Source organism: Mesorhizobium sp. DCY119, from assembly GCF_003590645.1.
In the GTDB taxonomy this organism is placed as follows: Bacteria; Pseudomonadota; Alphaproteobacteria; order Rhizobiales; family Rhizobiaceae; genus Mesorhizobium_M.
On the sequence record NZ_CP031834.1, the window covers coordinates 1,282,393 to 1,297,500 of the forward strand.

Here is a 15,108-nt window from a genome sequence, read left to right on the forward strand (position 1 = left end):
TTCGACGCAAGGAAGTCGGGTTTGGGGCGAAAAATGTCAAGGCAACAATTTTTATCGACATTGGAGAAAGAGTGGATCGGCTGTGGAAAGATTTTTGGGTGTTTTCAACCTAAGCGTTTGTTTTCGTTCAGGCCGAACATTTTTTTAGGCCTGATTTATCCCCACCCTATCGGCCTTCACCGATAATCCTCCCATCGCTCCTGCGGGACCGGGTCTGGAACCGGGATCAAGGGGGAGTGGCGGTGACCTCCCGCCCTGGTGTGGTAGCCAGGGACCCGAGGGCCCGACACAGGCCGGCGTGGAACGAGCACGGCGCAAATGCCACTGCCCAAAACCATGCGGAGAACCCGCGGCGTCTTGTCCATGGAATGTACATGGAGCGGGCGTTGTGACCGGCCAACTTCGGGACAGACACCGAGCGGGGCGCGGAAGCTGCGCCACGTACTAAACATTAGGAAGGCACGGCCAAGCGCCCCGCTTCCCGGCTCTTTGACAATGGCCAGACGGTGAAAACCGGGCGTGGCGATGATGAAGTGCGCCCTCTTGCCCTCTCCCCGTTTACGGGGAGAGGGAAGGCGGAGCCCGGTTTACCGGGCGGAGCAGGGTGAGGGGCAGCGCAGACGTTGCACAGCAATCACAAACGCTGGCGCCGCCCCTCATCCGGCCCTTCGGGCCACCTTCTCCCCGTGAACGGGGCGAAGGAAGAGTGAGAGGCCGCTCCCACCTTGCCTAACCCCATTGTTTTGGATAAGGAGGCCGCGACTTGGCAGATGCGGTTTCGCTCAGGCCTTCGTTTCGACTTTCCGGCGGCAGTGACAGGCCCTGGGCATAGCAAAGGGCATCCGGCTTCCATGGCGCGCATCGTGATGAAATTCGGCGGAACTTCCGTCGCCGACATCAGCCGCATTCGCAATGTGGCACGCCATGTCAAACGCGAGGTCGATGCCGGCCACGACGTCGCGGTCGTCGTCTCCGCCATGTCCGGCAAGACCAACGAACTGGTTGCCTGGACCCGCGAAGCCTCGCCGATGCACGATGCCCGCGAATATGACGCCGTCGTCGCCTCCGGCGAACAGGTCACCGCCGGCCTCTTGGCCATCGCGCTGCAGAATATCGGCGTCCACGCCCGCTCGTGGCAGGGCTGGCAGATCCCGATCAAGACCGACAACGCCCATGGCGCGGCGCGCATCATGGACATCGACGGCTCGTTCCTGATCCAGCGCTTCGGCGAGGGCCAGGTTGCCGTCATCGCCGGTTTCCAGGGCATCGGCCCGGACAATCGCATCGCCACGCTCGGGCGCGGCGGCTCGGATACGAGTGCCGTCGCCATCGCCGCCGCCGTCAAGGCGGACCGCTGTGACATCTACACCGATGTCGACGGCGTTTACACAACCGACCCGCGCATCGAGCCGAAGGCGCGGCGGCTTTCCAAGATTTCCTTCGAGGAAATGCTTGAAATGGCGTCGCTCGGGGCCAAGGTCTTGCAGGTGCGTTCGGTCGAGCTCGCCATGGTGCACCGGGTGCGCACCTTCGTCCGCTCGTCCTTCGACGATCCGGACGCGCCGGGAATGGGCGATCTTCTCAATCCGCCCGGAACGCTTATTTGCGACGAGGAAGAAATCGTGGAACAGCAGGTCGTCACCGGAATTGCCTACGCCAAGGATGAGGCCCAGATATCGCTGCGCCGCGTCTCCGACCGGCCGGGCGTCGCCGCCGGCATCTTCGGCCCGCTGGCCGAGGCAAACATCAATGTCGACATGATCGTCCAGAACATCTCCGAGGACGGCAAATCGACCGACATGACCTTCACCGTGCCGTCCGGCGATGTCGACAAGGCGCTGGCCGTGCTTGAAACGATTCGCCAGACGATCGGCTTCGACGCCGTCCAGCACGACGACGGCATGTCCAAGGTGTCGGTCATCGGCATCGGCATGCGCAGCCACGCCGGCGTCGCTGCGACCGCATTCAAGGCACTTGCCGAAAAAAGCATCAATATCCGTGCGATAACCACCTCCGAGATCAAGATTTCGATCTTGATTGACGGTCCCTACACGGAACTTGCGGTTCGCACTTTGCATTCCGTCTACGGTCTGGATAAGCAGTAGACAGATAGACTTTTTCGGTCCCCCATTAGCCGGCGTGTGGCATGATGCACGCCGGCCAATGATAGTTGGAGACGGCACCTGATGCGTGACACGGCCGGCGGTCCACGCGTTCTCTTGAAACGGCTTCGTGAGCTGATGGCGGAGCCGCTTGAAGCGCAGGAGCGGCTTGACCGGATCGTGCACGACATCGCCCAGAACATGGTGGCCGAGGTCTGCTCGCTCTATGTGCTGCGCGCAGACTCTGTTCTCGAACTCTACGCCACCGAAGGTCTGAACCCGGGCTCGGTCCACTTGGCCCAGTTGCGGCTCGGCCAGGGTCTGGTCGGCACCATCGCGGCCAGCGCGCGTGCGCTGAACCTGTCCAACGCGCAGGAGCATCCGGCCTTCGCCTATCTCCCGGAAACGGGCGAAGAAATCTACAACTCCTTCCTCGGCGTGCCGGTACTGCGGGCAGGGCGCACGCTGGGCGTGCTGGTTGTCCAGAATCGCACCCAGCGGCACTATCGCGAAGACGAGGTCGAGGCGCTGGAAACGACCGCCATGGTCATCGCCGAGATGATTGCCACCGGCGATCTTGCCCGGCTGACGCGCCATGACGGGCTGGAGCTCGATCTGCGCCGCCCGGCAAGCTTCAAGGGCCTGTCCTTCAACGAAGGCGTAGGGCTGGGGCATGTCGTGCTGCATGAGCCGCGCATCGTCGTCACCAACCTGTTCAACGAGGACAGCGAGCAGGAAATGCGCCGGCTCGAATCGGCGCTCGGTTCGCTGCGGCTTTCCATCGACGACATGCTGTCGCGCCGCGAGGTCGCATTCGAAGGCGAGCATCGCGAGGTGCTGGAAGCCTACCGCATGTTCGCCAATGATCGCGGCTGGGTGCGCCGGCTGGAAGAGGCGGTCAGCAACGGCCTGACTGCGGAAGCCGCCGTCGAAAAGGTGCAGAGCGACATGCGCGCGCGCATGCTGCACATGACCGACCCCTATCTACGCGAGCGGATGAGCGATTTCGACGATCTCGCCAACCGCCTGCTGCGCCAGTTGATGGGCCGTGCGCCGGAAGATGTTGCGGCTTCGCTGCCGAAGGATGCGATCGTCGTTGCCCGCTCCATGGGCGCTGCCGAACTGCTCGACTATCCGCGCGAGAAGCTGCGCGGTCTCGTGCTGGAAGATGGCGCCGCTACCAGCCACGTCGTCATCGTCGCACGCGCCATGGGCATTCCCGTCGCCGGCCAGATGAAGGGCGCCGTCTCGATGGCGGAAAACGGCGATGCGATCATCGTCGACGGCGAGGACGGCACCATTCACCTGCGGCCTCAGCCCGACCTCGAAGCGGCTTACGCCGAAAAAGTCCGGTTCCGGGCTCGCCGGCAGGAACTTTACCGCGAACTGCGCAGCAAGCCGTCTGTTTCCAGGGACGGCATTCATATCGATCTGCTGATGAATGCCGGGCTCGCCGTAGACCTGCCGCAACTGGCTGAGGCGGGTGCAAGCGGCATCGGCCTGTTCCGCACCGAGCTGCAGTTCATGGTTGCCTCGACATTCCCGCGCGCCGAAGCGCAGGAGCGGCTCTATCGCGATGTGCTCGACGCCGCGCAGGGCAAGCCCGTCACCTTCCGCACCATCGATATCGGTGGCGACAAGGTGCTGCCCTACTTCAAGGGTTCGGTGCATGAAGAAAACCCGGCCCTCGGCTGGCGCGCCATTCGCCTGACGCTCGATCGGCCCGGCCTCCTGCGCGCACAGGTCAGGGCGCTGCTCAAGGCTGCCGGCGGACGCGAACTGAAGTTGATGCTGCCGATGGTGACCGAGCTTGGCGAGATTGCACAGGCCCGTGAACTCATAGAGCGCGAGGTGCGGCATCTGTCGCGCTTTGCCCACCATCTGCCGACCAGCCTCAAGCTTGGCGCGATGCTCGAAGTGCCGTCGCTGCTGTGGCAGATCGACGAATTGATGCAGACGGTGGATTTCGTTTCCGTCGGCTCCAACGACCTGTTCCAGTTCGTCATGGCGACCGATCGCGGCAACACGCAGCTTTCGGATCGCTTCGACGCCCTGTCCGTGCCGTTCCTGCGCGTGCTCAAGCACATTGCGGACGCCGGCCATCGCAATCACACGCCGGTGACGCTTTGCGGAGAGCTCGCCGGCAAGCCGATTTCGGCTATGGCGCTGGTCGGCCTCGGCTATCGCTCGATCTCGATGTCGCCCGCCTCGATCGGCCCGGTCAAGGCGATGCTCGCCGAATTGCCGGTTGCGGAGTTGACGTCGTTCCTGCACGACAATATGTCCGGTCCAACCGTCGGCCTGCCTATGCGCGCGCTGCTGCAGACCTTTGCCGACGACCGCTCCATTCCGCTTTGAAATTCAGGTGAGGGCGGCCTGACGTGTATCTCGTCGAGTACAAATAACGATGATCAGCTTGCCCCGCGACCGCATGGACCAGGTAGTGAAGCGCTTCGACATGCTCGAAGCGCAGATGGCCGCCGGTCCCGACCCCGAAGCCTATGTGAAGATGGCTTCGGAATACTCCGACATCCAGGACATGGTCGCGAGGATCAGGGAGCTTCGCGCCGCCGAGCAGGAACTTGCCGATCTCGAAACCATGCTGGCTGACAAGGGCACTGATGCCGAGATGCGGGCGCTGGCCGAAGGCGAGCTGCCGGGGGTCGAGGAAAAGATCGAATCCTTGCAGAAGGATATCCAGATCCTGCTGCTGCCCAAGGATGCAGCCGACGAGAAGAACGCGATCCTCGAAATCCGCGCCGGCACCGGCGGCGATGAAGCCGCACTTTTCGCCGGCGACCTGTTTCGCATGTATGAGCGCTACGCCGCCGAGCAGGGCTGGCGTTTCGAGGTCGCTTCGGCAAGCGAGGGCGAGGTCGGCGGCTACAAGGAAATCATCGCCACGGTGTCGGGCAAAGGTGTCTTTGCCAAGCTGAAATTCGAATCCGGCGTGCACCGCGTCCAGCGCGTGCCGGCGACCGAAGGCAGCGGGCGCATCCACACATCTGCAGCCACCGTCGCGGTGCTGCCGGAGGCCGAAGAAGTCGATATCGAGATACGCTCCGAAGACATCCGCATAGACACGATGCGCGCCTCGGGCTCGGGCGGCCAGCACGTCAACACCACCGATTCCGCTGTCCGCATCACCCATCTACCGACCGGCATCATGGTGGTGCAGGCGGAAAAATCGCAGCACCAGAACAGGGCGCGCGCCATGCAGATCCTGCGGGCGCGGCTGTTCGACATGGAGCGGTCGAAGGCGGACGAGGAGCGCTCGGAATCGCGCAAATCGCAGGTCGGCTCGGGCGATCGCTCGGAACGCATTCGCACCTACAATTTCCCGCAGGGCCGCGTGACCGACCACCGCATCAACCTCACGCTCTACAAGCTCGACCGGGTGATGATGGGCGAACTCGACGAGATCATCTCGGCGCTGATTTCCGATCATCAGTCGAAGCTTCTCGCCGACATCGGGCTGGATGGCTGAGACCGCGAAAACCGCCACGCTGTCAGGCGCTTTCCGCGCCGCGCGCGACAGGCTTGCGGGAGCCGGCGTCGATAATCCGGCACTGGATGCGCGGCTGATCGTCGAGCACTTTTCCGGCACGACGCGCAAGGACGCCATATTGATGCCGGATCACGTGCTCGGCGCAGATGTGATCGCTGCGATCGATGCTGCGATAACCAGGCGAACCACAGGCGAGCCGGTTCATCGCATTCTCGGGTTTCGCGAATTCTATGGCCTGAAGCTTTATCTCTCGCCAGAGACGCTGGAGCCGCGCCCAGACACCGAAACGCTTGTCGACATGGTGCTGCCTTTCGTGCGCGAGACAGCCGAACGGGAAGGGGAGTGCCGCATCCTCGACCTTGGCACCGGCACCGGTGCGATCCCGCTCGCCCTGCTGAGCCAGGTGGAAAAGGCGGTCGCGGTTGGCGCCGATATTTCGCAAGGTGCGTTGACCACTGCTCGGCGAAATGCCGAGGAACTGGGGTTTGCGAACCGGTTCACTGCAAAAAAATCCGACTGGTTTGCAAAAATTTCCGGGCGCTTCCATTTAATCGTCTCAAATCCGCCCTATATACCTTCCAAAGACATTGATGGCCTTGAGCGAGACGTGCGAGACTTTGATCCGCATCTTGCGCTCGATGGCGGAGACGATGGTCTCGATCCCTATCGCATCATAGCCGCAGGAGCGGCACCCCATCTGGAACGAGGCGGCAAGATCGCCCTGGAAATCGGATTCGATCAGAGGATAGACGTTACAGGCATTTTCCGCGAGGCGGGATATGAGCTCGCAGTCGCAAGACATGATCTTGCCGGAAACGACCGTGCGCTGTTTTTCCAACGTTGAATCAAAGTGTTGTATTGAATCGAAAAAATACTTGGCAACTCCTGGGAATGCCGCTAGGTTCGAATTACCGGATGAGACGAAGCAGGCAGTGCTGTTATCGATTCGGTTCCCTTGGAAACAAACTGCCTTCTTGCGTAAACGACGCTTTTGCTTCGTGTGGGGATCGCCCGGCAAGTGACAAGAGACCAAACGGAATGGCACGTGACGCCAACGCAATTGATGCGGGCGAACACCATCGTAAGTACACGAAACGGCTGGCCGCCGAGGCGCCCCGTTTGCGCAATTTTTTCTAAATAATGAAGAGAGTCGGATGAGGCCACAACAGCAGAACAGGCGCATGCGCGGCCGCAACAACAATGGCGGTGGCGGTAGCAATAATAACAATAACAACAACAATAATAACAACCGCAAGGGACCAAACCCGCTGACGCGCAATTACGAAAGCAACGGTCCGGATGTGAAAATCCGCGGCTCGGCGCAACAGATCGCCGAAAAATACGCCACGCTTGCCCGCGATGCACAAAGTGCCGGCGACCGCGTGATGGCGGAAAACTACCTGCAGCATGCCGAGCATTACAATCGCATCATTGCCGCCGCCCAGGCGCAGATGCCGATCCAGCACGTGCAGCAGCAGAACCGCGACGACATGGACGACGATTCGGATCAGGATTTCGACAATGTCGGCAACGCGGTCAACGCTCCGCAGCACGGCAATGGACAGCAGTCCGGTGGCCAGGAGCCCGAGGCGTCTCAGGATGCAAGCGATGGTTCGGGGCCACAGCCGGTCATCGAGGGCACGCCCGCCGAAGTCGCACTGAACACCGAAACGGCAACCGAGCCTACGGCTGGTCGTGGCCGTGGCCGCCGTCCGAGGCCGCCTCAGGCAGCACCTGCGCCGGAACCGGTTGCGGAAGCTGCCCCGGCAGCCGAAGCTGCTCCGGTCGCTGAAGCGACCCCGGCGGCTGAGGCTGCTGCTGAAGAAGCTGCTCCGGCACCGCGTCGCGGCCGTCGTCCGCGCCGTGGCGAGCGTCTTCCCGACGAAGCGAAGGCCGAGGCTTCCGGCGAAGCGTCTGCCGAGGCCGCACCGGATGCGGATGGCAATACGGTTCTGGCAGCCGTCAACGGCTGATCGACCTTTCTATCGACAGGAATATGCGGCGGGGACTTTGTCTCCGCCGTTTTTGTTTGTACGGTTGGTTGATGCCGTCTTGAGGAATTTTCGCGCATTCCCATATCTGGTTTGAAATGAACCCGGCTCGATAGAGGGGGTTCGTCACCATAAGCTGATCCGGTGCCGCAAAGCGGGCCGGTGATGAAAGGAGACAGGTATGAATCTAGAGAAATACTCCGAGCGCGTTCGGGGCTTCATCCAGTCCGCGCAAACGCTCGCACTATCCAGAAATCATCAGCAGTTCACCCCCGAACATATCCTGAAGGTTCTCGTCGACGACGATGAAGGCCTTGCTGCGTCGCTGATCGAGCGCGCCGGCGGTCGTCCGCGCGACGTCAAGCTCGGCGTGGAGGCGGCACTTGAGGCGATGCCGAAGGTTGAAGGCGGCAACGGCCAGCTCTATCTGGCGCAGCCGCTGGCGAAGGTGTTTTCCACGGCGGAAGAACTGGCCAAGAAGGCCGGTGACAGTTTCGTCACCGTCGAGCGTCTGCTGCAGGCGCTTGCCATGGAAAAGTCGGCCAAGACCGCCGACATCCTGGCCAAGGCCGGCGTAACTCCCCAGGCGCTGAACCAGGTCATCAACGATGTCCGCAAGGGGCGCACCGCCGACTCGGCTTCTGCGGAGCAGGGCTATGACGCGCTGAAGAAATATGCGCGCGACCTGACCGCCGATGCGCGTGCCGGCAAGCTCGATCCGGTCATCGGCCGCGACGACGAGATCCGCCGCACCATCCAGGTCCTGTCGCGGCGCACCAAGAACAACCCTGTGCTGATCGGTGAACCCGGCGTCGGCAAGACGGCGATCGCCGAAGGGCTGGCGCTGCGCATCGTCAATGGCGACGTGCCGGAATCGCTCAAGGACAAGCAGTTGATGGCGCTCGACATGGGCTCGTTGATTGCCGGTGCGAAATATCGTGGCGAGTTCGAGGAGCGGCTGAAGGCTGTCCTGTCCGAGGTGACGGCTGCCAATGGCAACATCATCCTGTTCATTGACGAGATGCACACGCTGGTCGGTGCAGGCAAGGCCGATGGCGCGATGGATGCCTCGAACCTGCTCAAGCCGGCGCTTGCACGCGGCGAGCTTCACTGCGTCGGCGCGACCACGCTGGAAGAGTATCGCAAGCATGTCGAAAAGGATGCAGCACTTGCGCGGCGTTTCCAGCCGGTGTTCGTCGAGGAACCGACCGTCGAAGATACGGTCTCGATCCTGCGCGGCCTGAAGGAGAAATACGAGCAGCACCACAAGGTGCGCATTTCCGACTCTGCGCTGGTTTCGGCTGCAACGCTGTCGAACCGCTACATTGCCGACCGTTTCCTGCCTGACAAGGCAATCGATCTCGTCGACGAGGCCGCATCGCGGCTGCGCATGCAGGTCGATTCCAAGCCGGAAGCGCTGGACGAGGTCGACCGCCGCATCATGCAGCTCAAGATCGAGCGCGAGGCACTAAAGGTCGAGACGGACGAAGCCTCCAAAGACCGGCTTGTCCGGCTTGAGAACGAGCTCGCCAATCTGGAAGAGGAATCGACGGAGATCACCTCGAAATGGCAGGCGGAAAAGCAGAAGCTTGGCCTCGCCGCCGACCTCAAGAAAGAGCTTGAAGAGGCCCGCAACGAACTCGCCATTGCGCAGCGCAAGGGCGAGTTCCAGAAGGCGGGCGAGCTTGCCTATGGCCGCATCCCTGAATTGGAAAAGCGCCTGCAGGAGGCGGAAGCCCAGGACGGCAAGGTCGGCATGGTCGAGGAGGTGGTCACGCCCGACCACGTCGCCCATATCGTCTCGCGCTGGACTGGAATTCCGGTCGACAAGATGCTGCAGGGCGAGCGCGACAAGCTGTTGCGCATGGAAGACGAGATCGCCAAGCGCGTCATCGGCCAGGGCGAAGCGGTGCAAGCCGTTTCCAAAGCGGTGCGTCGTGCGCGCGCCGGGCTTCAAGACCCGAACCGGCCGATCGGCTCGTTCATGTTCCTGGGCCCGACGGGTGTCGGCAAGACCGAGCTGACCAAGGCGCTGGCGAGCTTCCTGTTCGACGACGAGAGCGCCATGGTGCGCATCGACATGTCTGAGTTCATGGAGAAGCACTCGGTGTCGCGGCTCATCGGCGCGCCTCCCGGCTATGTCGGCTATGAGGAGGGCGGTGCGCTGACCGAAGCGGTGCGGCGCCGGCCCTATCAGGTCATACTGTTCGACGAGATCGAGAAGGCGCATCCCGATGTCTTCAACGTGTTGCTGCAGGTGCTCGACGATGGCCGCCTGACCGACGGTCAGGGCCGTACGGTCGATTTCCGCAACACGCTGATCATCATGACGTCGAACCTCGGCGCGGAATATCTCGTCAATCTCGGCGAGGATCAGGACGTCGACATCGTTCGCGATGAAGTCATGGCTGTGGTCAAGGCGTCGTTCCGGCCGGAGTTCCTGAACCGTGTCGACGAAGTCATCCTGTTCCACAGGCTGCGCCGTCAGGACATGGGTAAGATCGTCGAGATCCAGTTGAAGCGGCTGGAAAGCCTGCTTGCCGATCGCAAGATCAGGCTGGAGCTGGATGCCGAGGCCATCGACTGGCTGGCCAACAAGGGCTACGACCCGGCCTATGGCGCACGCCCGTTGAAGCGTGTCATGCAGAAGGAACTGCAGGACCCGCTGGCTGAGAAGATCCTGCTCGGCGAAATCCTCGACGGCTCGAAGGTGAAGGTCACCGCCGGTTCGGATCGGTTGAACTTCCGTTCGAAGCCGGTAAAGGTCGAGGCCGAAAAGGCGGCTTAAAACGATGAACTGCCCCTGCGCGGCTCAGCGCGGGGGCAGTTCACATTGTTTCGATCGGAACTGGGTCATTTTGGTTTGCGCCGATATTTTCAGCGCGCAGATAGGCCCGTGAAAGAATGACCGAAGTCATGATGACCTGATACCCGCCTATGATCGCGGCTAGCAGTGCGGTGCATAGCAAAGCAAAATCGAAGCCACCAGTTGCCGGAAAATAATCTCCTCCCGCGCCGAGCACAATCGCGGCAATGAGCGCCACGACAAGCTGCACAATTGTCAGAAGTCCAAAGGACAGAATAAGTCTCGGGAATGCGTAGGAGAAACTTATGTTCCCACGCCGTCCTGCCTTTGAAAACGTCTTGTCATTTTGCATGAGTACGGCGGGGAGCATCGTTCCCCACTTTGCGAAAACGATCGCTGACAATAGGACTAGCGCCAGAATTGTCGTGGAAACGACGACATTTTTCCCCCAGCCTATCCCAGATAGAATTACTACCAGGAGAAACGTAGGAACAACCGAGATTACCCCCAACGCAATCGTCCTGAAAAAAAAGCCGATCATGTACTTTGGGTTTTTGCGTTGGAGTTCGCGCATCGCATCAAAAGCTCTAATGTTCGACAGAACTGACAAATGTGCTGGAATGGCTAAAATCACCGATGTGAACACAAGGGCGAAGTTATTTCCTGATGTTTGCTTAAGGAATTCTTGCAGAATGCCAATGGCTGGTAACACTGCACAATAAGCCAAGAATAATTCGCTATTTTGCCTTATGACCCATATCGATTTGGACCATATATTGGTGCCGTCATCCATTGATGATCTGCCCGCCGCGTTGCCTCACAAAAACATAAGTAAAATTCGATGCCTTGGATAGGTGTTTTTCGTGGTCACTTAAGCGGGTAAGTTCTAACGATATGCGACAAGGGCGACGATGACTTTAGACGATTACAACGGCTTCTGCGCCTCGCTGCCTTCCACCACCCATGTCGTTCAATGGGGTGGGGCGCATGTGTGGAAAGTCGGCGGCAAGGTTTTTGCCATCGGCGGGTGGAATGACGGTGACGGCCTCTTCGTCACCTTCAAGTGCTCCGAAATGGCCTACGATATCCTCAAGGAGCAGCCGGGCCTGCGGCCTGCTCCCTATCTCGCCTCGCGCGGCATGAAATGGATCCAGCGGCAGACCGGCGAAAGCATGGATGCCGACGCGCTGAAGGACTATTTGCGCGAAAGCTACCGGCTCATCGTGCAGAAGCTTCCGAAGGCTGCGCGCAAGGAACTCGGATTATAGCCATAGCGCGGCCATCTTCATGCCGGGTTCATATTGGAACTTCTAACCGTATCAACGCATTTGCGGGTATCCGTATGATTGAGCGCGGGATGCTGCCGGTTCGCGGCGGCAAGGACGAATCGGGGATTTTGGCTAGAATGGTCGGCAAACTCTTTGTTGTTTCGGCTTTTGCAGCAGGTTTTTGCACCCTCAGTGCGCAGGCTTCCGTAGCGTCGGATACGCGTTCGGAGGAGAATTCCCGGCGAATCACCGTGAATGGCGGCGACGTGCTGCTCGCCCAGGCCGGCGATGTCGAAGTCTATTTCGACGGCAACGGCAACAGGGTGATCGTCGATTCCTACACGGGTCAGGTGATCGCCATTCAGCCGCCCCGTGGTGTTGTCGGCCAGCGCGACAGGAGAGCCTTGCGTCAGCGCGAGGTGCGCCGTAGCGATCGCTATTATCAGGGCGATCCCGGCTATGGCGAACGCTCGCGGCGCGACGAACTGCTGGGCCCAGCTGACGAAGGCTATGACGAATATCCGAACAATGGCGGCTATTCGCGCAATGTGCCGCGCGAAGAATTCCCGCCCGCTCCGGGCCGGGCGTTTCCCGATGAGCAGGCCGATCCCAACGGCGGCTACGAGCCCGAGCCGCAGATCGTCCGGCGCGAGCCGATCGAGCGGTCTCCGCTGAACACTCCGGGAGTTGAAACACCACAGACGTCGCCATCGATCTCCGAACCACCAGCCATTGGTGGCGCAACGGTCGAACCGCCGACGACCTTCACTGCGCGCGAAGATGTCGCCGGCATGCAGATTCTGATGGATCGCGCCGGTGCGTCGCCTGGCGTCATCGACGGAAAGTTCGGCTCGAATGTCGACAAGGCGTTCGAGGCCTATCGGCAGCTGACGGGAACCAACCTGAAATCCACGGATACGGCCGCCATCAAGGAGGCGCTCGCTGCGTCCGGCGGTGATCCGTTTATCAACTACACCATCACGCCGGAAGATGCGGCCGGGCCGTTCGTGGCCTCGGTGCCTGCCGACTACAGCCAGAAGGCGCAGCTCGATCACATGAGCTACACCTCGGTTCCAGAGATGCTGGCCGAGCGGTTCCACATGGACGAAACCTATCTCAGGTCGCTCAACCCGCAGGCCAATTTCTCGCGGCCGGGTACGATTGTCCGTGTCGCCAATATAGGCAAGCCGGCCACGACAAAGGTTCAGCGCATCATAGCCGACAAGGGGCTCAAGCAGGTCCGCGCCTATGATGCCGAGGGCAAGCTTGTCGCTGCCTACCCAGCGACGATCGGCTCGTCGGATACGCCGTCGCCGACGGGTACGCATGCCGTGTCGCGCGTCGCGCTCAATCCGAACTACACCTACAACCCCAAGCTCAACTTCAAGCAGGGCGACAACGACAAGATCCTGACCATTCCACCCGGTCCTAACGGCCCGGTTGGTTCGGTGTGGATCGCGCTCGACAAGCCGACCTACGGCATCCACGGCACGCCCGACCCCTCCAAGATCGGCAAGACCGAAAGCCATGGCTGCGTGCGCCTGACGAACTGGGATGCGCAGGAACTGGCGAAACTGGTGAGCCCTGGCGTCACGGTCGAGTTCACGGATTGATAGAATAGTCGTTGGACTGCCGTTTCTTGTCGGCAGGTCGCTAACCGGTGTTCGGGCACGCGCATAATGTCGCTGTATGAGCACGCCCGAATCAGCAATCCTGAACAACGAACTGCCGCCGAAGGCGGCCCGGACGTTCTGTCCGCCGGCGAGCCGCCGCTTCGTCATGTTCTCGGCAATACTCGCCTCCAGCATGGGCTTCATCGACGGTTCGGTCGTGTCACTGGCAATGCCGGCGATCCGCGCCGATCTTGGCGCGTCGCTGATCGACGCCCAGTGGATCAGCAACGGCTACATGCTCTTTCTCTCCGCGCTCGTGCTGCTTGGCGGTGCGGCCGGCGATGTCTTCGGTGTGCGCAACATCTTCGCCGGTGGCATAGCGGTGTTCATGGTGACGTCGCTGCTTTGCGCCATCTCGACGGATGCCGACATGCTGATCGTCATGCGCGCGTTGCAAGGCGTGGGTGCGGCCTTCATGGTTCCGGGCAGCCTTGCCATCATCGCGAAATCCTTTCCGGCTGACATGCGCGGCAAGGCGATCGGCCAATGGGCGGCTTTCTCTTCGCTGACGATGGCGCTGGGGCCGTTTCTGGGCGGCATGGTTCTGTCGTTCGGCGATCCATGGATGTGGCGGCTGATATTTGCCATCAACGTGCCGATCGGCGTTCTGGCGCTGGTCATGATCTTCGGCAAAGTGCCGGCGGATCGGCCGTCGGAGACGCGCCGCCTCGATATTCCGGGCGCAGTTCTGGCGACGGTGGGGCTAGGCGTCATTGCCTGGGGCCTGACCAGTTTCGGCCTGCCCGCCGAAGGTCAGCTTGTCGCGCCGATCATATGGGTCGTGATCGGCATTGCGCTGTTTGCCGCCTTCATTCTCTGGGAGAGCCATACCCGTTCGCCGATGGTGAAGCTGGAGCTGTTCCGCTCGCGCGCTTTTTCAGGCGCCAATCTCTATACGCTGATCCTGTTCTTTGCCTTCAGTGCCGTGCTGTTCTTCCTGCCGATGACGCTCGTTTCGGCCTGGGGCACCAAGGAATGGCAGGTCAGTCTGCTGTTCATTCCGCTGTCACTGTTCATCGCGCTGCTTTCCGGTTCCGCCGGCAGGCTTGCGGATCGGCGCGGGCCGCGCCTGCCGCTTACCCTGGGCGCCGCCATCGTGACCGTGTCCTATACCGGCCTGGCGCTCACCATGCCCTTGATGCAGATATGGACGGTAACGCTTCCCCTACTGTTGCTGAACGGTCTCGGCATGGCAATCCTGGTATCGCCGCTTTCGGCGGCCGTGATGCTGGCGACGCCTGATGAGGATACCGGGCTGGCTTCCGGTGTGAACAACGCGGTTGCACGGGCGGCGGGTTTGATGGCGGTTGCAGCACTCGGCGCCGTGGCCGGTCTGGTTTTCGCGAAAGTTCTTGGGGAGGGCGCGCCGGGCGTCGAATTCGGTGCATTTTCGCCGACGCCTTTGACGCCGGCGATAGAGGCCCTGCGCGTCGAGGCAACGAATCGGGCGTTTCAGGCAATCGCCGGGATATCAGCGGCGATGTGCGCGCTGGCGGGTATCATAGCCTGGGTCACCCAGCCGGCATGGCGTGAGAAAAGATCTGATCTGCCAAGCTAGGCGAGCCCGATCAGCGGGCGGCACTTTCCTTGGCGCTCGCCACCTTCAGCGTTCCCGCATTTTCCTCCTTGAGCAGATCGTCGATCCGCTCGCGCTCGCGCTTGAAGGAAACGAGTTCGTCGCCGTTCAGAATGCGGCCAACCGGAAGGCGCACGCGCATCGGGTCGACCTTGGTGCCGTTGACGATGAGCTCGTAGTGAAG

11 protein-coding genes (1 of these 11 only partly in view) are annotated in these 15,108 nt (G+C 61.3%); 9 read left to right on the forward strand and 2 right to left on the reverse strand.

Annotation, left to right across the window (positions count from 1 at the left end):
* Window positions 1-851 precede the first annotated feature (851 nt).
* The 6 genes from DZG07_RS06300 (at window position 852) to clpB (ending at window position 10,389) form a co-directional block, all read left to right on the forward strand.
* Window positions 852-2,105, forward strand: a complete 1,254-nt coding sequence (locus DZG07_RS06300; protein WP_091910135.1) for an aspartate kinase — start codon at window positions 852-854, stop codon at window positions 2,103-2,105.
* Between the two features lie 81 nt (window positions 2,106-2,186).
* On the forward strand, window positions 2,187-4,460 hold the full coding sequence (gene ptsP / locus DZG07_RS06305) for a phosphoenolpyruvate--protein phosphotransferase (RefSeq protein WP_091910138.1): 2,274 nt from the start codon (window positions 2,187-2,189) through the stop codon (window positions 4,458-4,460).
* 49 nt (window positions 4,461-4,509) lie between these two features.
* Window positions 4,510-5,589: a peptide chain release factor 1 gene (gene prfA, locus DZG07_RS06310; protein WP_091910141.1), complete on the forward strand. Its 1,080-nt coding sequence runs from the start codon at window positions 4,510-4,512 to the stop codon at window positions 5,587-5,589.
* Window positions 5,582-6,454: a peptide chain release factor N(5)-glutamine methyltransferase gene (gene prmC, locus DZG07_RS06315; RefSeq protein WP_119815224.1), complete on the forward strand. Its 873-nt coding sequence runs from the start codon at window positions 5,582-5,584 to the stop codon at window positions 6,452-6,454. Before prfA ends, prmC begins: the two co-directional genes overlap by 8 nt.
* 310 nt (window positions 6,455-6,764) lie before the next feature.
* On the forward strand, window positions 6,765-7,583 hold the full coding sequence (locus DZG07_RS06320; RefSeq protein WP_119815227.1) for a DUF4167 domain-containing protein: 819 nt from the start codon (window positions 6,765-6,767) through the stop codon (window positions 7,581-7,583).
* A 199-nt stretch (window positions 7,584-7,782) separates the two neighbouring features.
* Window positions 7,783-10,389, forward strand: coding sequence for an ATP-dependent chaperone ClpB (clpB, locus tag DZG07_RS06325; RefSeq protein ID WP_091910149.1), 2,607 nt, complete (start codon window positions 7,783-7,785; stop codon window positions 10,387-10,389).
* Between the two features lie 40 nt (window positions 10,390-10,429).
* On the opposite strand, the gene DZG07_RS06330 is transcribed toward clpB, so the two are convergent.
* On the reverse strand, window positions 10,430-11,200 hold the full coding sequence (locus DZG07_RS06330; protein WP_119815230.1) for a hypothetical protein: 771 nt from the start codon (window positions 11,198-11,200) through the stop codon (window positions 10,430-10,432).
* 118 nt (window positions 11,201-11,318) lie between these two features.
* On the opposite strand from DZG07_RS06330, the gene DZG07_RS06335 reads away from it, so the two are divergent.
* The 3 genes from DZG07_RS06335 to DZG07_RS06345 all read left to right on the forward strand — a co-directional run bounded on the left by DZG07_RS06335 (window position 11,319) and on the right by DZG07_RS06345 (window position 14,906).
* Window positions 11,319-11,675 carry an MmcQ/YjbR family DNA-binding protein gene (locus DZG07_RS06335; RefSeq protein ID WP_119815233.1) on the forward strand — a complete coding sequence of 119 codons (357 nt, stop codon included), beginning with the start codon at window positions 11,319-11,321 and terminating at the stop codon, window positions 11,673-11,675.
* A 137-nt stretch (window positions 11,676-11,812) separates the two neighbouring features.
* Window positions 11,813-13,288, forward strand: coding sequence for a L,D-transpeptidase (locus DZG07_RS06340; protein ID WP_119821452.1), 1,476 nt, complete (start codon window positions 11,813-11,815; stop codon window positions 13,286-13,288).
* A 76-nt stretch (window positions 13,289-13,364) separates the two neighbouring features.
* Entirely contained in the window at window positions 13,365-14,906 is a 1,542-nt protein-coding gene (locus DZG07_RS06345) for an MFS transporter (RefSeq protein WP_119815236.1), read from the forward strand.
* Window positions 14,907-14,916: 10 nt separating this feature from the next.
* Here the strand turns inward: DZG07_RS06345 and DZG07_RS06350 are convergent, their stop codons facing one another.
* Window positions 14,917-15,108: the 3' end of a M23 family metallopeptidase gene (locus DZG07_RS06350; protein ID WP_119815239.1), read on the reverse strand. It continues 1,773 nt past the right edge of the window; only the last 192 of its 1,965 coding nucleotides appear in the window; its start codon lies off the right edge, out of view; it ends in the stop codon at window positions 14,917-14,919.

Coding starts and splice junctions, on each gene's coding strand:
- DZG07_RS06300 (WP_091910135.1), top strand. CDS start 852: ATGGCGCGCATCGTGATGAAATTCGGCGGAACTTCCGTCGCCGACATC.
- ptsP (WP_091910138.1), top strand. CDS start 2,187: ATGCGTGACACGGCCGGCGGTCCACGCGTTCTCTTGAAACGGCTTCGT.
- prfA (WP_091910141.1), top strand. CDS start 4,510: ATGATCAGCTTGCCCCGCGACCGCATGGACCAGGTAGTGAAGCGCTTC.
- prmC (WP_119815224.1), top strand. CDS start 5,582: ATGGCTGAGACCGCGAAAACCGCCACGCTGTCAGGCGCTTTCCGCGCC.
- DZG07_RS06320 (WP_119815227.1), top strand. CDS start 6,765: ATGAGGCCACAACAGCAGAACAGGCGCATGCGCGGCCGCAACAACAAT.
- clpB (WP_091910149.1), top strand. CDS start 7,783: ATGAATCTAGAGAAATACTCCGAGCGCGTTCGGGGCTTCATCCAGTCC.
- DZG07_RS06330 (WP_119815230.1), bottom strand. CDS start 11,200: ATGGATGACGGCACCAATATATGGTCCAAATCGATATGGGTCATAAGG.
- DZG07_RS06335 (WP_119815233.1), top strand. CDS start 11,319: ATGACTTTAGACGATTACAACGGCTTCTGCGCCTCGCTGCCTTCCACC.
- DZG07_RS06340 (WP_119821452.1), top strand. CDS start 11,813: ATGGTCGGCAAACTCTTTGTTGTTTCGGCTTTTGCAGCAGGTTTTTGC.
- DZG07_RS06345 (WP_119815236.1), top strand. CDS start 13,365: ATGAGCACGCCCGAATCAGCAATCCTGAACAACGAACTGCCGCCGAAG.